This is a genomic window from Wolbachia endosymbiont of Cylisticus convexus, from assembly GCF_003344345.1.
Window position 1 is genome coordinate 1 of the sequence record NZ_QPIP01000038.1, and the last position, 25,210, is coordinate 25,210.

The window sequence follows — 25,210 nt, forward strand, 5'->3', positions numbered from 1 at the left end:
CCCCGTACTCCGTACTAGAGTACGATGATCCAACAAATTCTATTGTTTTATTTATGTTCACATTCGTTGTATTTTTTATAAATACTACTCCAAGTGCAGCATATGGGTAATAGTATATCTCATCATAACTACCCGAAAAACTTTTTGTGCATAACTCTCCGTAAATAAATGTTCCTTTACTTCCCTCTATAAAACTTAGTTGTCTTGGCCGATAAAAACTAACGTAATCTGTATCGTATGTATGGCTACCTGCTAGTAATTGCAACATATAGTCGGTTTTTGTTATATCACTACTCCACTTTCCAAGCTCTGTTGTAAAAGTTCCGTGACCAAAGTAATTATTTTTTCTGCCAAGTACACCAAATAAGAAAGGTAATGACCCTGATTCAACCATATTGCGCTTTCTTATTTCATTTATAAGAGACGCTTTTAACTGTTCATCCCGAGTTTTTACCTCATTAGAGATGTTTTCAATTCGAGTTTCTATTTCTCCTATAATTGATGAGCCAGATGGTACATTATTAACAGCACGAAAATCTTCTACTAAACCTTTAAGACCATCTTTATGACTATTACTAATGCTATTTATTGCTGCAATATTGGCATTCTTTCTCGTATCAAGTAGTGATATATGCGAATCTGATGATGCTTTTAAAGTATTTAAGGAATTATCCCTAAGCTTGTTGATTTCATTAACAGACTCTGTTTTTACTGCAGTTATTGCTGATATTGAGTTTGTTTTATTGCTGTTTATATCATTTAGGTGTTTTTTTGCACTATCAAGAAGTTCTTTTAGCTTACCATCAGTCATCTGTACAATTTCAGAAACCGCACTTTTGTCGACTATTGATTCCAATGCCTTAGCAAGATATGCAAGCTGATCTGGTGTACTGTTTTCTGCTAAATCCTTAAGCCTCTTTTGTAGTACATCAATTATCTCTTTTACCTCAGTCATCTGCACAATGTCAGCAATAGCTTTTTTATCTGCTATCAATTCCAGTGATTTTGCAAGATATGCCAGTTGATCAGGTGTGCTGTTTGCTGCTAAATCCTTTATCCTTTGGTATATTGCTTCTTTCATTCCCAAAAATTCAAAAAAGTTTCAAATCTAAATCGTTTAAAATTATTTTTTAGTTGATTATGCTCATCTTCTCTTTCGGTAATATCTTCATCTATTTTTTCTATAGCTCTTCGAATACGTACCACATCTTGAACTGCAATATTTTCTGGATGAGGCAGTGGATATCCTCGTTTGGTTTGGTCAACAGTCATTATGTGACAATCACTCTGAGATTTTTTACCTTAGGGCGATAAACAACTGTTCCACTTAAAACTAATTTTACCCTAGTCTCATTGCCATTAAAGTTTGTCAGCACATGAGTTCTCTCTACCCAATTTTCTCCAATTGGTTTTCCTGATGTTAAATTTACTAATTGCCATCCTTTGACGCTTTGTTCCACATATGCTTTAACATCTGCAGTGCCAGGTATTAGCGCATCATATGTTATGGTGATCTTGGTGTTAGCTCCTGCTGTAATGCTTCTCGTTACATAATCTCCGGACTCTGAAAGATTACCTAGAACTAGCTGTAACCCAGGATAGAGAACAGGACTTTTTTCTCGCCCTCCTTTTAGGCTTGCTTTTACCGTTAGCTCTCCAGATAATCTTTCACGCAGTGCGAGTGGTAAATTATCAGACAGAAAGTTTTCTTTTCCCTCTTCATCTGTTAAGATAAATTCTACATTGGTATCAAATGCTACTTTTTCAACATTTGTTAAAACTATTAAATCTGATACGTTGTTTACAGTAACTTTCCCAAGATCAATAACATAAGAATTTTCGCTAAATTTTGCAGCTAGTAATCGAAACGTTAAATCTAAATTTTGATGTGGAGTCCAAGTACTTGCATTGCTTGATGAAAGTAATACTCCTACTTGATAAGGTTGACTGGTTACCCATCTACTGTTTACTGCATCATATTTGCCAAGTTCTGCTACTTTGACCGCATTTTCCCCGTCATCGGTAAGTAAAACTATCGCATATTCCTGCCCTGCATGACAAAACACTGGTGACCAAGTTATACGTGTTGCTGTGCCATTGGTATTGATCTTAGCTGGCTCGATGGAATTTTCAGCGATAACTGTTTGCGAGGGCACTCCAACTGTTGTTTCTCTAATCTGCACAACAACACGTTTTTTGCCTTTATTTACAAACCATAGCTCCACGCCTCCTATGTGTCTGCTCTCATTTAGCGTAAATGTTTGCGCTAAAGGATCAACTCTTCTTGCTGCAATAACTCTTCTTCTTTCTTCTATGGTAATTGTTTTTTTACCAGTATAAGTTGCTTCTCCATAGCTTCCTTTATCCCCATAAAACTGTACTAATTTAGTACCTGCTGGAATATTTGCTGGTATTTTTATCTTTCCACTTATTCGTCCTTGATTTTCCACTTTTTTCCTCTATGCTATGGGTTGAATGCTTATGCCATCAAATTTTACTTCCTTAAGCTTTTCATCTGGCTCAAAACCTTCGATCTCAAAATTCTGTACTGCTTCTCTCATAAATTCAGCTTCGTATGTTCGCTTGACAATAGCTCTGTGGTTTCCGTAACATTAAAAACTCTTGTCACTGGACTTTTCCAGTTTGTTTTTACCTCTGTCCAGTGGTCAATGTTTTTATTTAGAGTAATTTGCACCGGTACTGGATCAAAAGCTTGATATGGATTAATTCTTTCTCCTTTAGTCTGTAAAAGCTGCTCTAGTACCGGTTCAAGTTCATACGGCAATAAATAACGTTCTTTACTCCTTTCAACATCAATGATTTCTACGTTTATTGGTAATATCAGTTCCTTGTTTACTATTGCTGCAAACTGAACAATTCCTTGATCACGCATATCATCATCAAAGAAGGGATCAACAAATACTCCTTTTTTGGCTGTCGGATCCCTTGAATTTGCATCATTACGCAAACGCTCCTCTGCAACTAGCGCATAAAGATCGCTTATTCCCCTTTTCATTGCTTCAAGCTCATTCATCGGTACAGCATGGATCGCATTATTCATTACTTTCACCCCTTCTTTTCCCCGGTTTTCCACGTCTGATGAATGTAGCAGAGTAAAAGTTGTCCGCTAGGGGCTTTAGGCATCGATGGTTTCCAAGGATGCGCAATTCCTTTTATTCTCCTTACTACCCCTTTTGCGTCTATGGTGATTAAATCATAGCGGGGCATTTTCCAGGTGTAATCAACTAGTACCAAAGAACCATCAACTGCCCCTTTTATTTTACATCCTTCTTCACTTATATCCTCAGGGCTTACATGAGTTCGACAGCGGTAGGTTATTTGATAACTACTTCCTGGTGCTGGTTCTCTTCCTGGTAATGACCAATCAACATTTCCACTACTTAGCTTATAATCTGTACTGTTTTCATAAATAACATTGCCTTGTTTAATCTGGATAATTTCTAGCACTGCAGAGTCAGGTATCGGATCTACAACTCCAGAGTATGAACCATGGGTCATAGTAATCGTCTTCTGAACGGTAATATCTACCTTTTTTATCTCGCTTATCGGAGAATCATGAACCTTAAGCTCCATTACTTTTTGGCTATTTGGCTGAAAAGTATGAGATTCTGATGCAACTGTCTTTATGTCTGGATCTTCATCAAAATAAGCTCGAATACTGTGGGATAATTCTATTTCATAGCCATCAACACGAGCTTTACCTCCATTAACCACAAATACCTGTCTCTTTCGACCTTTTTTTCCACCCCTTTCCTCTTCCTTCTGCAGAAACATTACTTCTAGGCCACTTACGACGTAGGAACCATTTGCCTCTTTATCATAACGAGCAAGAGCTGTGGTTACTATATTTGCTTGTGGTGGCGGTGAATGTTCTATCAGTACTCCATTTTCAATGTTATAGATTGGATAAAACTCTCCTTCAGAAAAACGTGGAGAAACACCTTCTGCTTGATATCCCCAAATGGTGGAAACTTTAAGCCTTGCTGCCCCTACTTCTTGGTAATTGCGTGTACCAACTGCAGGATCACGAAGATTTTCATCCTCAAGTTCTGTAATCGTAGATTCTAGATAATAAACACCGATGCGAACTGTAGTACTCAGTGGAATAACAAACTCTTTTTCCTCTACTTTTCTCACCGCTCCACGAAGATAGATTTTTCCTGATTCAAGCGTAACTTTTTCCCCATCTATAATACAATTGCTTCCTGTTATAACATCACCATCACGGAATATTGCATCACCTATGCCTTTAAGCTTAGAGAGAGCATACTCCTGAGTCTCGTTTAGTTCTGCAGATTGCAAACCTCTTCCAGCAAGAAATAAGCTTTTCTCATATTCTTTGTCAGGATTAAAGCGGTTATAATAACTATTTAAGGTCATTTTGTTTCAAAAAGTTACAACAAATGAAAAAGTTTCCCTGGTTGCTGCAGTTCTGATAAGTGGTACGGTGTGTTCTAAAACTAACAAAATTCCCGGATTTTCCACGTCTTTTGGTTCAAAATATCTCTGTCCTCTAGGTAATTCTTTTTTACTTTAGTACCAACCATAACCCCAAGCTCCCTGATAACTTGATTTGCTGCATCCGTGAAATCGAAAGTAAATTTAAGGTACAAATTATTGGTTGGTACATTTGAGGACCTAAACCTCCCTGTTGGAGTCAAAAGCTCTCCATTCTCATCACCTGTGCAAAAGAGAACCTCATCTGCAGTACGTCTGCCAAGCTCATTGAGCAGTTTTTCAGAAGTTATCAGCTCTGGTGGTGTGCTTTCACTATATTCTACAGTAACTGCACTATTTGCCCTGATAGAGCTATTTTCCGTACGTTTTATTACACCACTACTGCTATCAACTATATAATCTATACTTGGCTGATACACTGTTTGCCCTGTAAAAACCCTTACATCTTTAATAGTGTGGTGATCTAGAGCTATTTCACCCTCAACAAAAACTTTTTCGACCTGATGGCTACTTTCCCAATTTGTATCACCACCTCCCCAAGCAAGATGTAGAGATTGCTCTTTTATACTTGCGGCTATTGCTGCTCTTCCTGACTCTGTGAGTATTGACATTAATTACCTTATTTCATAGCAAAGCAATTGCTTCAAATACCAATTGTTAACTCAAGCCCCCTTATATATATAAGTTCAACTTTTTTCAGAAGTGTGTTCACTTTTTTTTGCAATTCTTTTTTTCATAATAAGTTTTTATTGACTAATCTTTAATCTACTTTAGACATAATATACTTACTTTTAGATATATGATAACTAATAGAGAATTTTGGGAAAGTAGTTTAGAAATGCCAGTATCCTTTTTGCTTAAGGACTTTCAAAATCCAAGTTTACGTGAAAGTTGGCTTGATTCTCTTTCTGGTAGACAATTAAGTGTGATCTTTAACCATTATTTTCAGAATAAGCAAAATAGGCAATTATTTAAAGACCACGAAAAATGCGATGATATTTCAACTCAGCAAAAACGCAAGATGCTTATTAAAATTTCTGAATCTCTGTTTGATTATTATTTAGTCAATCGTTTTAGTCGTGCAAAATCAGAAACAACTATAGCTGAAGTAGCACAGTCTGTATTAGGCCAAGATCTTCTGAAGTCATTTCTGCTACAAAATAACAAATATGACAAAAAGTCCTTGTTGTTCACTCTCTTTATAACTAATCATAACTTACTAAAACAAATTTTCTGCTTTAATCAAGTACAGAAAAAAGGGTTTTTACCTTTCGTATTAAAAAATCCTCCAAGACAAAAGTCCACTTCATTTAAGAATTTTTTATCAGAAAGTACAATACAGGAAATATTAAAACAGCATGATCTCTCAGAAAATGATAGTTTTGAAAGTCAGTTTCAAGAACTCTTTTACTACCAAAATAGTATTTACTTATTTATACGACGTGCTAGTAAAGATAAAGATTTTGTGATAAGTTTAAATAAAGTAATACATGGTTATAAGCCTGATTGGATCATTTTTGATTTTTCTTCTAATGCTAATCAAGTACATTTATCCACTAAAAATATTAAACACGGTTTAAAAATAGCAAATAGTATTGTCAGCCTTTATTTTGCTCTTGAATGCTCTTTTGTCAGTTTACATAGCCAAAACACAGTGGCACAAGTACGTACCTTCCTATGTTCATGTATACCAAAATCAGGACTTAATGATATTAGCATATGTGAACTTAAACTTACTTTAGCTAAACCACAGACCTTTATTACATTAAATACAAATGAAGTTGAAAAGTGGTTGAACATATTAGAACCTTCAGTTGGTAGTGTGTTACATGAGGTCTCCCTTATTCAATATGTGAAGGTGATATTTAAAAACAAAAAGGTTACTTTATCCTTTCGAGTACAGGACTCAAGCTATATAGCAATTAACTACTCAGAGCACGTACTTGATAAAAAAGAACGTGAAGATTTTAAGTTGTTGTTTAGGAATACGTATGGACTTACCATCTTGTCAAAAGCACAATACTACTGTCTATCGGCAAATAATTACTAACCTGCTTGAGTGGAATACTTCTCATGATTCACCTAGTCAGGATTTTTTAGAAGTTGCACAATACTTATCAAGCCTTGGGTTTTTAAGTTTAAGAGAATATTATTTTATAGTCTGTGCTAATGATACAGATGATTCTGATTTTCGTGTAATAGATTCTTTCTGTAACAATAGGCTAGAAATCGCAAGTGACTACGATGAGGAATATGATGACCCAATAATGTGTGACCTATGTAATCGTGATATCCTGCCTGATACCTATGAGAAGCAACGTTACCATTCTCTAGAGATAAATGTTAATCATTTGAAAGTTATTGAATGGTTTGAAGAACAATTGGCAAATTTGAACATCACTTCGAATAAAGTAGCAACAGGGGTTTATTATGTTATTGTTGGCACAAGCCTTGTCAGCTTAATTATTCCGGATTGTTGTTCTGATAAATCATATCTAACTTTAGATAAGCTCAAAACTAATCCTACTGTTTTGATCAGTTTCAATGAAAAAAACCTTAAACCATTGTTAAACCTGTACATTATTCCCATGGCTGATTTAATTTGTGGATATCGAACTTTAAATGAAATATTAAATGAAACAGTTGAAAAAGGAGTACCAAAGTTATTACCTAACGTTTCTTTTCAGGCGCTAAATTGCTATCCTTATATTCCACTACAACAAACCAAACTAGCAACTCAAGAAAAGATTCTGCAATTACGAATCAAAAACGGTGGCATTTATATCAATGACATAGAGGTTGTCAATAAGCAATCTAAGTTAGGAATGAATATCTTTTTTGTTCTTCTTGAACAATTCTGGTGCGATTTTAAAGAAGGCATTTCTCCAGGGCAACATAAAGCATTAACTATTGAACAAATTGCAGATTACCTGGGAAATATTTCCGATGCTGAACAACAAATTCGTAAACCGATAAATAGAATGCAAAGAACCATGGTAGATAAGTTAGCTATAACCTTAGGCATGAATGTAAAAAGAGATGATATTATTCAAACTCTACCATGGTCTGGAATAGGTATCAAGGAATATGGCTATAGACTTAATCCTTCCACTCTCAGCCTTAAGAAGTAGCACAAGTGCTACGCCACTGGCTATTTACTTTGCTAATCTGCATAGCTGGAATGGATTCACCATTCCTCAGTTCAAATATCAATTTGTGTTGTTCATTATCTTTCATCATCATCACGCCTGAAGTATATAAACTCCTTAAGGCAGAAGCACCGCTGAAACTTTGAAATGGCTCTTCTGACAATGATCTCTTTGATACTTTTTTGGTATTGTGCGTTAAGATAATACCACATCTAGGGTTTGTCATCGCTCGTAACTTTTCAACTCTATCTTTTAAAAAACAGAACATGGAGCTATTGCTATTCTCTTCTTTGTATTTATTAAAATCAAAAATACTGCGCAGCGTATCTATAGCAATAATATCTACTTCTTTTACGTTTAATGTTTTTGCCATAATATTACCGATTTTTTCTACTCCTTCAGAATCTAAAAGTAGCTTTGTCTTTGGAGTAATAATTAAATTTTCTGATACTAATTCTAAAGATTTTTCATCAAATTCCAGTTGTTGCAGCCGCTCCTTAATGTAGTGATACTCAATATCAGTTTGAAGATAGAATATTTTTAATGGTTTAGCTGGAATCATGCCTAAAAATGGTAATCCTGCGGACATATATGCTAACCAAGAGAGTAAGAGGTCGGTTTTTCCTACTTTTGGTGCTCCTCCTAGTAATAGCATTCCTCCAGGCGTTAAAATCCTTGGTGAAATTATGTCTTTTGGTAATGGGGATTTATCTTTTAAATATTGTCTAGCTGGAAATGCCTGTATATTCTTTTGGTTTGATGCAAATAGTTGTTTCACATCTATCCCTTCTTCATACCCCTCAGGTATACTGTGCAATATCCCTAAATTAGCTAGTTCAGCAGCAATCTTTTCAGCATATTTTTCATCCTTATCTGGCAAAATTATTACCTGCTTACCTATTAATATAGACCAATCCGTTTCACTGATAGATCCATATATACCAAGCATCACAGTTGTTGCCATAATTCCGTGCTCTATTAAGGCTTCAGCTCTTTTCTCTCCTTTTACTATTACTAGCTCATTGGACCTAATAATACCAGGTATGTTATATAGTGGTTTTAAGCCCTTGCCAGAAGTTTTCGGATACCAAACATGTCTGTAATTGTTTCTGTAGAGATATGCATATGCTATCACTTTGTTATTCTCGTCAAGATAACTATATTTTGCAGTTATATGTTTATTGAGCCATTTGTTTATAACTCCAGAAAGTCCAGCTTTATCAGCAACTAAACTCCAAAGTGTGACAATATTACCATTGTTTCCACTATTTAGGCCATACCAGCTTCCTATCTTACCGCCTGCAACTTCAACTATAATTTGGTCTCCACCGATATTTCCAATATAGAATTTCTTCTTGAAAAATTTACCGCCAGGCAGTAAATAAAATAAACATGCTTTGATGTTATGCAGTAGTAAAAATTCCATTTCTCCAGTAATACAAAATTCCATAAGTCCTCCAATTCTAAAAGACACAATTTAAAATGGCACCCAATCAACTTCAGGTTGCTCTGGGATAATAACCGTAGCAATCTTGTTTTTTTCTCCATATCGATCAGCTTCAATACCAACTTTTGCAGTAAACTCTAACCCGTTAAAATCAGCTATAGAGTTGACTTTTCTAGCAATAATTGCTTTTTCTGAAGTGTCATTTGCATGAATGTTTCGTGCTGACTCCAAAATACTTCTAAGCATGGAACGACCAGCTTCTGCCCAAACATCTTCTCCTTCAACGCTTGCTTTGCCACTTTTAATGCCAATTACTTGAAAAATCTTACGTTTTGCATATAGACCTTCAGTGACAGTAAATTCAGCGTTTAAATAGATGCTGCCAGTAGTGTAGCTTTTAGTGAACCAATTCTCATAACCTCCAGGTTTAATGGCCATTTTGACTTTCACCGTTGTACCTTTTGGTATTAAATTACTTTGTGATTTTGCAGTATTAAAATCAGTTAAAAAATCTGATAGCATATTGTCCTCCTATAAATTAATTGCAAAACGAAAAAAAGAATCAACTCCATTGGTCTATAAGTTTCCAATGACCATTTATCTTATCGACAAGCTTGCTTGCCACACGTTCACCATTTCGCAGCTCAAAGACTATTTGACGGGTAGTACTTTCTTCATCATGAGCAAACATCACCATGCCAGTGCTATAAAATCCACGTAAAGATCCAGCACCACTTAGGCCTTGAAATGGATCTTCTTCCAGCATCTTTTTGGACAGTTTTTTTGTGTGGTGGGTGAGGATTATACCTGCATCTGGATTAATAATGTTCCTCAGTCTTTCAAGCGTTTTTTGCAAAAAGAATAGCATAGCGCTGTTGTCATTTTCATTACCATATTCACTTGAGTTAAAAATGTTACGAAGAGGATCAATCGCAATAATATCAGGTTTGAAACGCTCTTTAACAACATTTTTAATTTCATCTATTTCTTCACTACTAAATGATAATTGTACTCTTGGCGTGATAATTAAGTTATTGGCAGCTACATTCAAAAGTTCGTTATCCAGTTGAAGTTGTTGCAACCGTTCTTTCATATATTCATACTCAATTTCAGTTTGCATGTAGAAGATTTTCAAAGGTCTACTTGGTGTCATACCGAGAAATGATCTACCAGCAGCCATGTAAACAAGCCAAGAGATCAAAAAGTCACTTTTGCCGATTTTAGGTGGGCCACCCAGCACCAATAGACCTCTTTTTGTTAAAATCCTTGGTGAAATTATATCTTCTGGTATTGGCGATTGATCATTCAAGTATTCTTTCACACTGAAAAAGGGAATTTTTTGACCGATATTGAAAAAGCTTTGTTCCATAATAATTTCTCCAATTTTTAATTAAACAATAGGAGCCAAAGTTTTGGCTTTAATTTTCGCAAGTAATTTACCCAGATGCGGTTCTTCAACCATATTAAGGCAACCACTTCGATCTTTAGCTGGGTATCCCCAAGAATTAATGGTATGACAGACAAATGAACGTACTTCTGTGCCATTATCTTTCTTAATTCCAACCATGCTGATCACCTCATCAACAATGCCTGGAATCTCACTAGCGGTTTTAGCTCCTTCACATTGAGGTAGCCAAATTGGACGATTGCAGTCATCGAGATATTGACCTAATGTTCCAACTATGATAGTGTCTTTGTCTCTGATATGTTGAAATTGATTGAGCCAAGCCATCATCTCTTGAGCAAGTAATCCATAGGCAGCTCTCATATCCTGTTTTCCCGATCTCTCAGAAAAAGCTTCAGGTTGCATTTTTGCCCATAATAGACATAAACGTGAAGCAACGGTTATACTGTCCACAAAGATGCATCGGTATTTAGAAACTTCAGAAAGAAGATTTTTATACTTACCAGATACATGTTCATGGTGTCTTTGGCTGTATGCTTGATCAGACCTCAGCGCAGGATTAGGCCCACCAATAAGACAAGCAATGTCTCTAGCTTCATTCCAAGTGCGAATATTGATTGAATCTCCTTTCCAATCCTGAACAGCAAGAAGTCCTGCTTCAAAATCAAGGCAAAGCGTTGTCGATTCAACAAGAGTTTTAAGCAGGCTAGTTTTACCGATTCCATAAGGTCCAAAGATTACCATTTTCACACCTGTGACTGTTTTTATTCTTTCTTCGTTATTTATTATTTTTAGAGTCATAGTTTTTACCCCCTATATATATAAGTTCAACATTTAGCGCATATGTGTTCACTATTTTTTACGAGATATAAGTTTTTAGATGTGGAAATTTTTCACCTATTCGTTTAAGAATCTTGTAGATGGTTGTTCTCGATAAACCAGTAATTTCAGAAACTTCAGCTACATTATAAACTTTGAGTTTTTCACAAAGATCTTGCCAACGTGGTGGTAACTGTTTAATAAGATCTTCAACATCTGAACATGCTGCAACTTTGCTTTCAAAATCACAATTTTTATCAACTAAACTATCCAAGATTTCATTGTCAAGAAAGGTAATATCTCCACCATATTTCATACGTTGTTTTTTGTTTATAAGGTTAACAACACGATTTTTGATCACTTTGTCTGCAAAGTAGGAAAAACTGCTTTTGCTTTTCTCATGTTGCTCGAGGCAAGGCCAGATCTCACAAAAAAGTTCTTGTTCTATATCTTCAAGAGTGTCATGAGCAAAACATCTGAAAGACTTCATGTATTTAGCATAATCTCTTACCTTTTTAACTAATATATAATTAATCTTAGAGTATTTATTTTTAGACTTCATAAAGCTCCATAAACAGTTATATGGCTTAAGAATGAAGTCTATTGACTCAATCTTGCAGGGCATGGAAGAAACTCAGTCCCCTATGTAGAAAAATTAACTTATTGATATTCAGGTTTTTTTTGTTAGAGCATCCCCCATCTGCAAAATTTGTTCAGACATACTTATAGATATTTTTATATTGGAGACTAGTTCTTCTTTGAATTATTTCCGTTTTAAGTTTTCTCAATAAGGCATTCATATAAATTTTTTTTCTTTACAGTGAATAAAAATAACGATAAACTTACTCGTAAGTTTGTTTTGTAACAATAGAATTGTTTAGAATGCCTTCTATTTGAGCTTTTAAGAGATTTACAAGCATTAATTAAAAAAAGATGACTGTTTTTATCTGAATTACAAATAGTGTTTATAAGGACCTCTTAAAGAGTTTTAAAGGGTAAGGAAATTTTGTCACCGTCCTTATGGTAGAGGTAACAAGAATTGGCTATAGGCTTGAAAAATTTTCTCTGCAATCAACAAAAAAAACATAATCACAGGTAATAATAAAAATTTTGGTAAAAGTAATGCCTTTTTATGAGGTTTGAAGTTTCAGTAAGTCAAGAATCGTTTTAAAAATAATTACTGGCATTTTTTCTTGTTAGTTTTCATGACACTAGTAGTATGTGTTTCTATTCTAATATTTATTTATATTACTTTATATATCTACGTATGTATTATTTACATATATTATATAATATATAGGTTTTCGGAAATTGGAAAGCAGCTAGTCTAGCGGGTTTGAGTGTTACCAAATTGACTAAATTTTTTGAAAATGGAAACATAACATTATTTATGTTTAGTAGCTGAAAGTTGGCGAATTTCAATAAGTTAGCTGCAATACAATCTCATTTCCAAAACTTGGTAAATTCTCCGGAAACGTTGGAAATTGGGTAAGTCCGGAAATCATTTTTGCTGTACTTTCTAGAGACAAAAAGCTCACAATTTTCCGAAGTTAACTATTTCAAACTTTCCTGCACCTACATTAAAATCACCTTTACCCTTAGCAAATGGTCCTGTTGGTATATCAAGCCACTTATCTTCTTTTGAGTGTGTAGCCATGCCTTTAATTATCTTACGCTCGTTTAATAAGCTTTGTGCTAGGTATTCAAGTTTATGCCTACTAATATCATGAAATGCAGCTGGTAATCTATGCCGCTGCTTAAACACCCCTGGTCCACCTGTATGCGTAAATGGATGCCCTTCTTCTGCTGAAACTGCTATAGCTTGCATAAGTATCTTTTTTAAGTATTCATCGGATATTTTTTTGAGCTTAAATTCTTCAGATATATCTTCAAGCAAGCCAATTGAAGAACGCAAGTAAGTTCTTATACTCCTATCTGTTGACCCATTAGATTTAACTATAGCTCCTTGGTATACTGCATTATTAACTTTATTCATCTTGAATGTCTCAAATACAATGGTCTGATTGTCTGCAGAAGCAGGCCATAATGCAAAAGAACATCTGACTCCATCAACAAGCGCAGTAGTTCCTCTTATCGCCTCTCTTGCTTGCTCTACTGTTGTGATCGGTCCTCCACATTTAGGTTTTCTCATGTGATGTGCTACAATTGTAGTTGCTCCTGTTTCACTTGCCAAACTAGCAAGCAACCCCATTGTGTACCATCCCATCTCTGGATCCGCATTTATATCTGCATGGACGAATGATGTTAATGGATCAAAAACAATAAGTTTTAAATTGTTAATCGAGCTTAATTGTGCTCTGATATCTGCAAACTTTTCTGAAATTTCAGGACATTTGCCACGCATATTAGTTTTTACTACAGAAAAAGGTTCTCCTGTATTTGGTATAGGTACAATAAACAACCTATCTTGATATTCTGCCCTTTTACCTTCAGGATCAAGGCGATCGAGACGACGATGTATTTCATCTGCATCATCTTCTGCTGAAAAAATTACCACTGATCCATGTTCTGTCACAAGTGGACCAAAACCGCATGTTTGATCTGCGTTACTTGCAACTTTAAGTGCTAGATCAAGAAGAAGCATACCTTTACCTGTATCTCCCATAGCAGCTACTATTGAGGTAACACCTAAAGGGAATAAACCTTCAACAAGAAACCTTTGTATTGGTACTGGACCTAAATAACGACTCACACTCCAATCTAAAATGTTAAGTGGCTTTTTTGTAGATTTTTTTTCGATGAATTCCGAAATATTTATACCTTCTTGTACACCATCTGCAGCATCCCACCCTTTCGGTTTACCTTGTGGAATCTTAAGAACAACAAGTGATGCAACTCCGATCTCTAAAAGCTTTTTTTCAGCATTTTTTGCGTATTTATTACCTGCTTCATCATTGTCTGGCCATATAATAATGTGTTTACCTTTAAGTGGAGTCCAATCTGTTTTCTCAATAGGTGCATTTGCTCCAGACATCGCTGTTGTTGCAGTAATTCCTTGTTCTATCAGCGCTTCAGCACATTTTTCTCCTTCAACTAGAACAACTTTATCAGATTTTAAAATGCCTGGTATATTATATAGAGGCCTTATTTCTGGTGAAGCATAATTAAACGTTTTAACATCAAATGGACGATATTCTTTCTTTCCTTCAGGAGGGTCATAACGGTAAACTATAACTATAATCTGGTTGTCTTCATCGTAATAATTCCAGCTGTAAGTCATGTACTGTTCTAGATCTTTGATACTCTTTTTTTCTCTAGTGTGTTGTTTGCCAAGCCATTCGCTTATTGAAACTATTACCTCAGAAAACTCTGTCCTTGCATTCTTTCTATGCACAGCTGCCCAAAGGTCGATAATATCACCACCTTCTCCAGTTGCAAAATCATTCCATAGACCGGCTCTACTGCCATTCAGTTCTACTCTTAAACTTTTTCCTTTATTACCCCAGATATCACCTACTTGAAACTCATTTTTGTGAAAAGTTCCGTAAGGTAATAAGTACGAAAGACAAGATCTGATATTTTGTAAAAGCTGTGTTTTTAGGTCTGCTGTCTCTTTTGTTGAAAAATGATCCTGTGAATACATAAACTCTCCAGTTGCCTTAATTAATATAGTTCAATGTTTTTTGAAGAAGTGTACACGTACAGCAGTTGCAACTATTGCGATGGTTTATAAAATTTTCTGGTGAGTTTATTGATGAAACAAGAGAACAAAAAAACTGAACACTTTTTCGAAAAAAGTTGAACTTATATTATTAAGGGGAGAATGAAATGCAACCTCTCTCTAGTTAAGTAGCATAAGATTCTTGGATTTCCGTTGTTGGCCAACAAAAAAACTATAAACCGCTTTTTGATAGTACGTTGTAGGAACCAGACGATATTTTGGAATCAGTGCTACTTATAGTCAATGTTTTGGTGATTTTATGATAAAAGCAATAGATTTTTCAACTTTAAAGAACTCATCTCCATATAAAGAATTTATTATGCAAGATTGGCTTGCCATTGGAAGTCTCTCCTCTTTTTTTGGTGAACGCGGAACAAATAAATCTTTTTTAGTTCAAGAATTAATGACAGCTATTGCAACTGGTCAACAGTGGTCAGGTACAAGTTTTTTACCAGCTAAAGTTTATGGAGTATTTTCAGAATATGATGAAACCGAACTATTATGCCGTCAATATAAAATCAATAAAAGTTGTGAAATAAGCAACCTTGACAGAATGAAAATGATTTCCCTATTTGGTAAAGAAAATTTATTAATGACTTTTAATAACAATAATGTAGGAACACTCACTCCTCTATTTAATGAATTACTTAGTGATATTAAATCATTTAAACCTAAACTTGTAGTGCTAGATAAGGCATTAGACTTATTTGGAGGCGATGAAAATAATAATTCTCATGTTAGACAGTTTATTCATAGGTGCTGTGCTTATATAGCAAGAGAAGTTAATAGTTCTGTTTTGTTGTGTAAACATGGGTCAATAGGAGAAGTATGGCGTGATACAATAGAATTTCATATACACGCTTATCTAGATGAAAAAAGTAACTATCTAGAGAAAAAAATAACGTACATGTAGAAATTTTACCGCAAAAGACTTTATTTGCCGGCAAGCTATAGATAAGTTCTTTAAATTTTAGAAAATAATATGTCAATCCTAACACTGGACCTCGGCAAACAAACGGGCTGGGCAATTCTAACAGATGGAGTAATTCAAAGTGGGAGCAAAAGCTTTCATGGTAGTCGTTTCAGTGGAGGTGGAATGTGTTTTTTAAGTTTTCGCAATTGGCTTAATTCTTTGAAGGACATTTCTGCAGTGTATTTTGAAGAAGTGAGAAGACATCTAGGAACTGATGCAGCGCATTGCTATGGCGGTTTTCTCGCAGTTCTGTCTGCTTGGTGTGAAGAACATCATGTGCCATACAAAGGTGTTAATGTTAAAACTATAAAACGCTTTATAGCAGGCAAAGGTAATGCAAGTAAGAGTGAAGTTATTGAAGCGATACGTGAAAAAAGTTTTTTACCTAGAGATGATAATGAGGCCGATGCTTTGGCATTAATGTTCTATATTAGTAAAGATATTAATAAGACGAAAAATCCATAAAAAGTGGGTCCTTTCGGCCATACTGGCGGATTTGGTGGGTTTGACCCCAGGCCTTCTTTAGCGTCAGAGATATTTTGAATATTAACTTTTTAATTATTAAGATATGAATTTAGCAATCCACTACTATCCTGTTGAAAATCTAGTCGAATATGAGCGTAATCCACGTAAGAATGATGACGTAGTAAATAGAATGTGTGCTTCAATCAGGGAATTCGGTTTTCGTATTCCAATAGTTGCAAAAAGCGATGGAACTGTGGTTGATGGTCATTTAAGACTTAAAGCAGCAAGAAAACTTGGTATGGAGAGTATTCCAGTTGTTTTAAGTGATAATTTAAATGAACCACAAACCAAAGCTTTTCGATTACTGGCAAATCAATCAGCTAATTGGGCAAAGTGGGATGATGATCTTTTAAAGGTAGAAATTCAAGAGTTAGAAGATTTGCAGTTTGATCTTAAAATGACTGGATTTGAATTAGAAAAAGTTCAAAACTTTCTTGATGATTTAGATGATGAAAAAGAAGATCTTTCTGACTTAGTTGTTGATGACAAAAAGGTAGAAATAACAAAACCAGCTGATCTATGGATTTTAGGTGATCATCGAATCTATTGTGGTGATAGCTCTTTAGTTGAATCATATAAAGCGGTATTAGATAATAAAATGGCAGATATTACCGTATGTGATCCTCCATATAACGTTGATTACGGTAGCAGTCAGGAGAGAGAAGAGAAAAAAATATTAAACGATAATCAAGGTGAAAAGTACGAACTTTTTCTCTACGACATCTGTTCCCATATTTTAGCATATACGAAAGGTGCAATTTACATCTGCATATCATCATCAGAGTTTTCAACGTTACAAAAAGTATTTGAGGAAGCGGGAGGGAAATGGTCAACATTTATCATTTGGGCAAAGAATCATTTTACGCTAGGCAGGTCTGATTATCAAAGACAATACGAAGCAATGCTCTATGGATGGAAAAGCGGTAATAAACGTGAGTGGCATGGAGGAAGAAATCAAAGTGATCTATGGTTTTATGATAAGCCAACGCACAATACACTACATCCAACGATGAAGCCAGTAGAGCTAATGGAGAGAGCAATAGTAAACAGCAGCAGATCAGGAGACATAGTACTTGATCCATTTAGCGGTTCTGGAAGTACACTGATTGCATGTGAGAGAACAGGAAGAATTTGTAGGACAATAGAGCTAGATTCAAAATTTGTAGATGTAACCATAAAACGTTGGCAAATATATACAGGAAGAGATGCCCTTTTAGCCAGTACTGGTAAAACTTTTGCAGAAATTCAAGAAGAAAATTCGTAAAAAGGAGCAAAAAGAGAGGAGGAAAAGAGTGGAAAAAATCACGCAGACGGAATGGGCAAGAGAGATAGGAGTTTCAAAGCAATATGTCTGTTATTTAGTAAAAAAAGGAATAGTTGAGTTGGAGGATGGACTCATTGACCGAGAACAAGCAAACAGGGCTATAGAAACAATCAGAGATCCAAGTCAACCACTGAGAAGAAAAAACTATTCAGAAAGCGGAGAAAAACTTTCCACGATGTTGCTTAAAACGCGAATAAAAAATGAAATGGAGCGAGGTAAACTTCTTGAGGCGAAAGCTAAGGCTGAGATAGGAGAACTTGTAGCAGTAGAAGAAGTAAAGCGCGATGCGTTTAATGTAGCAAGAGTTGTCCGTAATAATTTGCTTAATATTCCAAATAGAGTTTCAGCACTGCTTGCATCACTGAGCGACACTGAAAAGATCCATAAGACGCTAACCGAAGAGATTACAAACTCATTACAAGAATTATCTAATACTAAATTTCAAATATAAAAAAGATTTTGAATATAAAATGGCTGATAACTTAAGTTTGGAGTTAATAAAATGTCTCATCAATCAACCTGGATTAGATGTTAATGTCAGAGGATTAAATGGAAAGACACCACTACATTGCGCTATAGAGTTTGACGAGTTAAGCATGGTGGATTTATTACTCACGAAGAAGAACATTAATCCTTTTGTTGAGGACAATGAAGGCAAAACCTCCTTAGATTATGCCAAAGAAGGGAAAAAAGCAGAAATATTACAAGCATTAATCAATCACAAATACGGATCAGAACAAGATAGCTTACTTCATTTAGCTGCAATGATAGGTGAAGTTAATGCAGTTAGATATTTGATCAGAAAAGGTATTGACGTTAATGTACGAAATGCTCTGCATCATACACCATTACATCTAGCATCAGGAATAGGACATGAGAATATTGTCAAAATTTTAGTGGAAGAAGGAAATGCTGAAATAGATGTCTTTGATGCACGAAATCAGACACCAATGCACTATGCAGTTAATAACAAAAAGTTGGAAATAGTAAAGTTACTGCTAAAGCTTGGAGCAGATGTAAATAGCGCACGCATGGGACAAAACTCAATGAAATTGTCGCCTGTTCATATAGCTGTAAGTAATACTAATTACGATGAAAGAGATTTGTGTCTTGATATTCTCAAATGCTTAATAAAGGAGCCTAATGCTCAAGTAAATTTGCAAGACTACGAAAATAAAACGCCACTACATTACGCTGAAAGACTTAAAACAATAGAGGTTTTACTAACTCGAGAGGATATAGATCCTTTAATCAGGGATGATAATGGTAAGACACCATTTGATTACGCTAAACCTGAGATAAAGAAGGCTTTGATGAGTAATAAATACGGTTCTGAAAAGAATAGTCTACTACATTTAGCTGCACAAAGAGGAGAAATTGAGCTTGTAGAGTCTATCTTAAAAGAAGAAATCGATATTGATATTGTAAATAATAAAGGTTTATCACCGGTTTACCTTGCTGCGGAAAAAGGGCATTTACATGTAGTAAAGTTATTGCTGAAAAAAGGAGCAAATTATACACCTGTTTTACATTTAGCAATTAAATCAAACAATTTAGAGTTACTTAAAGTTTTATTTACTGAAAAAAATGGTGCATTGCTCTGCAGAGATACCGTTATTAATTTTCCAACCCTTCATAATAAATATATAGCACAGAGAGAAATAGCAGATAAAAGGATGAAAAAACATAATAATATTATGTGCATCTGTATTACAGTTAGCGCAGTAGCAATGGCAGCATATATAGGTTTAACAGCAACAACAATAAGCAGTGCAATCATTTTTGCAACAACAACAGGGATATTTGCGCTTATTATAGCACTAATGATAAGTGAGATGAGCAAAAGATATATAGAAAAGGAATTTCAGAAAAAGATGTTTATGGAACTGGAGGAGTATAGTTCTACTGTTAATGATGTTGCAATTACTAGTAGATGCAGGTAATGATATACGCCACATCTTTTTTTGAAGGTTTAAAACCAGATCCGCAGCTTAAAGTATCAGAGTGGGCGAATGAGTATCGAGTTTTAGCAGCAACTGCAGCATCAGAGCCAGGTAAATGGAGAACAGAAAGAACCCCTTATCTGAAAGAAATCATGGATTCACTTTCTCCGTCCTCACCAGCAGAAAAAGTAGTATTCATGAAAGGAGCGCAGATTGGAGGAACAGAAGCTGGTAACAATTGGATAGGCTATATTATAGATCAGACTCCTGGTCCAATGCTGGTAGTACAGCCAACAGTTGAAATGGGAAAGCGTTGGTCAAAAGGAAGATTTGCGCCGTTAATAGAGAGTACGCCATGTTTAAAGAGTAAAGTAAAAGACCCAAGGTCAAGAGACTCAGGCAATACTGTACAAAGTAAGGAATTTCCAGGTGGAATAGTTGTGATTACTGGAGCAAACAGCAGTGTAGGTCTCAGGTCTATGCCAGTAAAATATCTCTTTCTTGATGAAATAGATGCCTATCCAGGAGATTCAGGAGGTGAAGGAGATCCAGTACTGCTTAGTATTGCTCGAACTAATACATTTGCACAGCGAAAGATTTTTTTAGTATCAACACCAACGATTCATGGAATAAGCAGAATTGAGAAAGAATTTGAAGCAACAGATAAGAGATACTTTTTTGTACCATGTCCACATTGTAATTATTACCAAATATTAAAATGGCCACAAATTAAATGGGAAGATAAAAATCCAAATACAGCACACTATATATGTATAGAATGTGGTGAAAAGATAGAAAATCATCAAAAGACAGAGATGCTTGAAAGTGGAGAATGGAGACCTACTAATAGAGTAAAAGGTGAGAAAAAAGGATTTCATCTTTCAAGTCTTTATAGTCCAGTTGGGTGGTATAGCTGGACTCAAGCAGTAGAAGATTTTCTGCATGCAAAGGAAAGTGAGCAATTACTAAAAGTTTGGATAAATACCACTTTAGGAGAAACTTGGGTAGACAAAGGAGAAGTACCAGATTGGAAGCAATTATTTAATAGAAGAGAATCTTTTCCGATAGGTACAGTACCAAGGGGCGAAGTGGTACTTACTGCAGGAGTAGATGTCCAAAAAGATCGTCTAGAGGTGGAAGTTGTAGCATGGGGAAAAAGTCGTGAAAGTTGGTCAATAGACTACCGAGTATTTGAAGGTGATACTGGAGGAGGAGAAGTATGGGGAAAACTTTCAGAGTTACTCAACCATCATTTTATCGGTGAAAATGGGCTTGAATACATGATAAGCATGATGGCAGTTGATGCGGGATATGCAACACAAGAAGTATACAATTGGGTAAGAGGTCATCAAGGCTGTGGAAGAGTAATGGCAGTGAAAGGTGTAAATAAAGCGCTAGTGCCGCTGAGTAGCCCAAGTAGAGTTGATATAACAGTTGGTGGTCAAAAGCTAAAGAGAGGAATAAAGCTATGGCCAGTTGGAGTATCGATATTAAAATCAGAGCTTTTTCAGCTACTTAATGTTTTAAAAAACGGGGAAAAAGAGAAAGTGCCAGCAGGATATTGTCATTTTCCCGAATATGCACCTGAATATTTTAAGCAGTTAACGGCAGAGCAATTAGTCAGCAAGGTGGTAAAAGGATACACCAAACAGGAGTGGCAAAAGGTAAGAGACAGAAATGAAGTACTAGATTGCCGAATTTATGCGAGAGCAGCATCAATAGCACTGGGGATAGACAGATGGCCAGAGAGTAAATGGAATAGTTTAAGTGAAAAACCAGAAAGTAAAAAATCAAAGAAAATAGTGAAAAGCAAATGGATCAGCGAGTAGTAAATGTATAACGAAGATTATCTAATTCAAGTTGAACAAGCAATAAAGAAGCTTCAGAGTGGCGAAAGAGTGGTATCAATTGCATATGGTGACCATGTGGTGAGATATGCTGAAGTTCAGATAAATGATTTGCTCAGCCTCAGACAACGCATCAAAGGTGAACTAAAGATTGCTGGAATGAAGCCTAAACGAAAGATTATTTTTGCAACAAATAAAGGAGTTATATGAGGGAAAATTTTCTGAGAAAAGTTGTAAAAGAGGAATATTCTGAATTTTTAGAGCAATTAAAAACTTTTATAAAACTATGGGAGAATAGAGAGAGTCCAGTAAATGGAATAATAGATTTGTCACATTGGCAAGAAAATGTGAATTTTAAGCTAGACAAAGAGAATGGTATAGTTGGAGTAATTCACAAGGCAACACAAGGGCTAAAATATGTGGATTCAAAGTATGCGAAGAGAAGAAAGAAAGCTGAAGAAGAAGGATTACTCTGGGGAGCATATCATTTTGGCACAGAAGGAAACGGCAAGAATCAAGCTGATCATTTTCTAAAAACGGTAGGCGAAAGCAAAAATACCATACTTGCGCTGGATATTGAAGAAAACAAAAGTGGCAAAAATATTGCAGTTAAGCAAGCTGAGGAATTTGTAAAGAGAGTTGAAGAAGTAACAGGAAGATTACCCCTAATTTATGGCAGTAGCTATTTTCTTAAGGATTTTGCCACGCCAACTTTGACAAAATGTCCATTATGGATAGCAAGCTGGAGAAAAGAGCTCACATTACCAAAAGGCTGGAATGATTGGATTTTATGGCAATATACTGACGGTAAAACAAATCCAAAGCCACATGAAGTAGAAGGAATCGGAAAATGTGACAGAAATAAATTTAACGGAACTTTGAAAGAATTAAGAGAATTTTGGTTAGTATGATGCTGAAAAATTTCAAACAACTATTTAGCAAGCCAAAAATCAAAAGTTCTGCTTGGGATGCGTCAGGCTCAGGAAGAAGAGTGATGTATTGGCAAGGAGAAACAGGAAGCATAAATAATTTACTTTCTCAGAGCCTTGGGCACTTACGTAGCCGCTCTCGGGATATGGTAAGAAAAAATCCATATGCAGCAAATATCATTGATACAATAGTAAGTAACTCTATTGGAACAGGAATAAAACCGCAATCAAAAGCAAGAGATGCGGAATTTCGGAAAAAGGTGCAAGAATTATGGCTAAGATGGACAGATGAAGCAGACAGTAACGGAGTAAGTGATTTTTATGGATTACAAGCTCTAGTATGCAGAAGTATGATAGAGGGAGGAGAATGTTTTGTACGTTTAAGAACGAGAAAGCTGGAAGATAGATTTTCTGTGCCATTACAACTGCAAGTACTTGAGTCTGAACATTTAGATAATAAGAGCAATCAAACACTTGCAAATGGCAATATTATTCGTAGTGGCATTGAATTTAACCGACTTGGTCAAAGAGAAGCATATTACTTATTTAGAGAGCACCCAGGTGAAGGTTCGTTTGGAGAATCAGTTAGAGTACCGGCAAATGATGTTTTACATATCTACAAACCTTTAAGACCTGGGCAAATTAGAGATGGCTTTCGAGTATACTGCTAAAGCTCTATGAACTTGATCAATATGATGATGCAGAATTAGTGAGAAAAAAGACAGCAGCGATGTTTGCAGGGTTTATTACGAGACTTGATCCTGAGGCAAATATTTTAGGAGAAGGTGAAAGTAATGAGCAAGGAGTAGCACTATCTGGATTGGAACCTGGAACAATGCAGCTTTTAGACCCAGGAGAAGATATAAAATTTTCAGAGCCGTCTGATGTTGGAGGAAGTTATGAAGCATTCATGAGACAGCAACTGAGGGCAATAGCAATAGGTACAGGAATAACATATGAGCAACTAACAGGAGATTTAACCGGTGTTAATTATTCATCCATTCGAGCAGGGCTGATAGAGTTTCGCAGAAGGTGTGCAATGTTACAGCATAACGTGATAGTGTTCCAGTTTTGTAGACCTATTTGGAATAGATGGCTAGAGTTAGCAGTACTTTCTGGAGAACTCTGTATAGATGAAAAAGTAGTAAAAGCAGCGAAAGAAGAAGTAAAATGGATACCACAGGGATTTGATTGGGTGGATCCTTTAAAAGATCAACAAGCACAGCAAATGGCAGTAAGGAATGGATTTAAGAGTCGATCGGAAGTAGTATCAGAAATGGGTTACGATGTTGAAGAAATTGACCAAGAAATAGCAGAAGATCAAAAGCGTGCTGATTCTCTCAACCTTTTCTTTGATTCTGATGTCAGGACACAAACAAAATAAGTCTCGTTTACTTTATGGAAATTTTACAAACCAACTGGCTATGTAGGCCGATGATGATAGAGCAAAAAAGCTTTGACCTGTTGTCACTATATAACGGAAAACAACCTATCTTGAAAAATATAAAACATGCAGTAAATCAGAATATAGAAAAAACAGCAGTAATAGCAATACATGGAATTTTGACCAAAAAACCAGGGGCTTTTGACGATTTTCTGGGAATGACATCATATGAGAAAATTCAAGAAGAAATAGAAGAAGCATTATCAAACAAAGATATAGAAACTATTCTGCTTGATATAGATAGCCCCGGAGGAGAGGTAAACGGTATATTTGACCTAGCTGACTTTATTTATGAATCAAGAGTAAAAAAGAGGATAATAGCGATAGCAAATGATGATGCATACTCTGCTGCATATGCTATAGCTTCAAGCGCTGAGAAGGTATTTGTGAGCAGAACTTCTGGTGTTGGCAGTATTGGAGTAATAGCAAGTCATATAGATCAAAGTGGGTTTGATGAAAAACAGGGAATAAAATATACCACAGTATTTGCAGGAAGTAGAAAAAATGATTTAAATCCACATGAGCCAATGACGTCTGAAAGTCTGGAAAGCTTACAAAAAGAAGTAGACCGACTATATGAAATGTTTGTGCAGCTAATAGCGAGGAACAGAGGTCTTTCAATTGAAAAGATTCGATCAACAGAGGCAGGGCTATATTTTGGCGAGAGAGCAATAGAAATAGGCCTTGCAGACGGAATGACAATTCTTTCATCTATTAATAAAAACAGGAGTATTACTATGAATGAACAAACTACAACTGACCTAGAAACTGATAATTTAACTAATAAAATCAAAAATGACAGTTATCATGCTGAAGTTCTTGAATTAATACGTTTATGCAACTTATCACGAATGCCAGAGAAAATAGGAGAATTTATAGAGCAGAATGTTAGCAGCAAACAAGCACAAGAAATATTAATGTCGATACTTGCAGAACGAACAATGAAGACTGAAATTTTAAGCACATTACCAAAGAATTCGTCAGAAGATTTAATGATGCAGGTAGCAAGAAGTCGTGCACAATCTGGCATTTAGAATATTCGTAGTATAACAAAAGTAAAAAATAAAGGGGAAAAGCAAAATGAGTACTATAACAGAACAAAATAACCTTGGGGATCTTCTGAAATACGAAGTTTCAAATCTATATTCAAGAGACCAAATAACAGTAGCTAAAGGTCAAAATCTTAAGCTTGGTGCAGTAGTTGCCAAAAAGACGGAAGATGGTTTTATTAGAGTACTTAATCC

General features: G+C 35.5%; 21 protein-coding genes and 3 pseudogenes. 13 read left to right on the forward strand and 11 right to left on the reverse strand.

The features are described 5' to 3' along the window. The 5 genes and pseudogenes from Wcon_RS05000 to Wcon_RS05020 all read right to left on the reverse strand — a co-directional run. On the reverse strand, positions 1–1,081 hold a 1,081-nt coding region (locus tag Wcon_RS05000; RefSeq protein WP_114517443.1), incomplete at its 3' end, for a hypothetical protein. Further along, positions 1,078–1,272 (reverse strand): hypothetical protein, encoded by a 195-nt coding sequence (locus Wcon_RS05005; RefSeq protein WP_114517444.1) that lies wholly within the window; start codon positions 1,270–1,272, stop codon positions 1,078–1,080. The genes Wcon_RS05005 and Wcon_RS05000, both read right to left, overlap by 4 nt. Further along, a complete protein-coding gene (locus Wcon_RS05010; RefSeq protein ID WP_114517445.1) occupies positions 1,272–2,450 on the reverse strand; it encodes a hypothetical protein in 1,179 nt (392 codons plus the stop codon). The genes Wcon_RS05005 and Wcon_RS05010 overlap by 1 nt, the downstream gene beginning before the upstream one ends. A 9-nt stretch (positions 2,451–2,459) precedes the next feature. Beyond that, a pseudogene (locus Wcon_RS05015) lies at positions 2,460–4,401 on the reverse strand (DUF4815 domain-containing protein). Positions 4,402–4,407: 6 nt separating this feature from the next. Then, a pseudogene (locus Wcon_RS05020) lies at positions 4,408–5,090 on the reverse strand (hypothetical protein). Between the two features lie 188 nt (positions 5,091–5,278). On the opposite strand from Wcon_RS05020, the gene Wcon_RS05025 reads away from it, so the two are divergent. Next, complete coding sequence (locus Wcon_RS05025; protein WP_114517446.1) at positions 5,279–6,529, forward strand: hypothetical protein; 1,251 nt, start codon at positions 5,279–5,281, stop codon at positions 6,527–6,529. Beyond that, complete coding sequence (locus tag Wcon_RS05030; protein ID WP_114517447.1) at positions 6,471–7,610, forward strand: hypothetical protein; 1,140 nt, start codon at positions 6,471–6,473, stop codon at positions 7,608–7,610. The genes Wcon_RS05025 and Wcon_RS05030 overlap by 59 nt, the downstream gene beginning before the upstream one ends. Here the strand turns inward: Wcon_RS05030 and Wcon_RS05035 are convergent. From Wcon_RS05035 to Wcon_RS05060, 6 genes are all read right to left on the reverse strand, one after another. Then, on the reverse strand, positions 7,600–9,078 hold the full coding sequence (locus Wcon_RS05035; RefSeq protein WP_114517448.1) for an AAA family ATPase: 1,479 nt from the start codon (positions 9,076–9,078) through the stop codon (positions 7,600–7,602). The genes Wcon_RS05030 and Wcon_RS05035 overlap by 11 nt on opposite strands. A 27-nt stretch (positions 9,079–9,105) precedes the next feature. Next, complete coding sequence (locus Wcon_RS05040) at positions 9,106–9,597, reverse strand: hypothetical protein (RefSeq protein ID WP_114517449.1); 492 nt, start codon at positions 9,595–9,597, stop codon at positions 9,106–9,108. 40 nt (positions 9,598–9,637) lie between these two features. Beyond that, positions 9,638–10,444, reverse strand: coding sequence for an AAA family ATPase (locus tag Wcon_RS05045; RefSeq protein WP_114517450.1), 807 nt, complete (start codon positions 10,442–10,444; stop codon positions 9,638–9,640). 21 nt (positions 10,445–10,465) lie between these two features. After that, the gene (locus tag Wcon_RS05050; RefSeq protein ID WP_114517451.1) at positions 10,466–11,281 is read right to left on the reverse strand and encodes an ATP-binding protein; all 816 of its coding nucleotides are present in this window, start codon (positions 11,279–11,281) and stop codon (positions 10,466–10,468) included. A gap of 58 nt (positions 11,282–11,339) precedes the next feature. After that, on the reverse strand, positions 11,340–11,924 hold the full coding sequence (locus Wcon_RS05055) for a sigma-70 family RNA polymerase sigma factor (RefSeq protein WP_114517452.1): 585 nt from the start codon (positions 11,922–11,924) through the stop codon (positions 11,340–11,342). A gap of 909 nt (positions 11,925–12,833) precedes the next feature. Continuing rightward, a complete protein-coding gene (locus Wcon_RS05060; RefSeq protein WP_114517453.1) occupies positions 12,834–14,903 on the reverse strand; it encodes an AAA family ATPase in 2,070 nt (689 codons plus the stop codon). Positions 14,904–15,240: 337 nt separating this feature from the next. On the opposite strand from Wcon_RS05060, the gene Wcon_RS05065 reads away from it, so the two are divergent. The 11 genes and pseudogenes from Wcon_RS05065 to Wcon_RS05115 form a co-directional block, all read left to right on the forward strand. Beyond that, a complete protein-coding gene (locus Wcon_RS05065) occupies positions 15,241–15,894 on the forward strand; it encodes an AAA family ATPase (RefSeq protein ID WP_114517454.1) in 654 nt (217 codons plus the stop codon). 69 nt (positions 15,895–15,963) lie between these two features. Further along, positions 15,964–16,419, forward strand: a complete 456-nt coding sequence (locus Wcon_RS05070; RefSeq protein ID WP_114517455.1) for a crossover junction endodeoxyribonuclease RuvC — start codon at positions 15,964–15,966, stop codon at positions 16,417–16,419. Positions 16,420–16,522: 103 nt separating this feature from the next. Further along, the gene (locus Wcon_RS05075; RefSeq protein ID WP_114517456.1) at positions 16,523–17,743 is read left to right on the forward strand and encodes a DNA modification methylase; all 1,221 of its coding nucleotides are present in this window, start codon (positions 16,523–16,525) and stop codon (positions 17,741–17,743) included. 28 nt (positions 17,744–17,771) lie between these two features. Continuing rightward, on the forward strand, positions 17,772–18,254 hold the full coding sequence (locus Wcon_RS05080; protein ID WP_114517462.1) for a hypothetical protein: 483 nt from the start codon (positions 17,772–17,774) through the stop codon (positions 18,252–18,254). 19 nt (positions 18,255–18,273) lie between these two features. Continuing rightward, entirely contained in the window at positions 18,274–19,746 is a 1,473-nt protein-coding gene (locus tag Wcon_RS05085) for an ankyrin repeat domain-containing protein (protein WP_114517457.1), read from the forward strand. Beyond that, on the forward strand, positions 19,746–21,575 hold the full coding sequence (locus Wcon_RS05090; protein ID WP_114517458.1) for a phage terminase large subunit family protein: 1,830 nt from the start codon (positions 19,746–19,748) through the stop codon (positions 21,573–21,575). Before Wcon_RS05085 ends, Wcon_RS05090 begins: the two co-directional genes overlap by 1 nt. Before the next feature lie 3 nt (positions 21,576–21,578). Continuing rightward, positions 21,579–21,803: a gpW family head-tail joining protein gene (locus tag Wcon_RS05095; RefSeq protein ID WP_114517459.1), complete on the forward strand. Its 225-nt coding sequence runs from the start codon at positions 21,579–21,581 to the stop codon at positions 21,801–21,803. Then, the gene (locus Wcon_RS05100; RefSeq protein WP_114517460.1) at positions 21,800–22,504 is read left to right on the forward strand and encodes a glycoside hydrolase family 25 protein; all 705 of its coding nucleotides are present in this window, start codon (positions 21,800–21,802) and stop codon (positions 22,502–22,504) included. Before Wcon_RS05095 ends, Wcon_RS05100 begins: the two co-directional genes overlap by 4 nt. Continuing rightward, positions 22,501–23,906, forward strand: a pseudogene (locus Wcon_RS05105) (phage portal protein). The gene Wcon_RS05100 and the pseudogene Wcon_RS05105 overlap by 4 nt, the downstream one beginning before the upstream one ends. A gap of 14 nt (positions 23,907–23,920) precedes the next feature. After that, the gene (locus tag Wcon_RS05110; protein ID WP_114517461.1) at positions 23,921–25,000 is read left to right on the forward strand and encodes a S49 family peptidase; all 1,080 of its coding nucleotides are present in this window, start codon (positions 23,921–23,923) and stop codon (positions 24,998–25,000) included. Positions 25,001–25,046: 46 nt separating this feature from the next. Then, positions 25,047–25,210, forward strand: a 164-nt coding sequence (locus Wcon_RS05115) for a head decoration protein (protein ID WP_147269154.1), incomplete at its 3' end; no start/stop codon positions are given.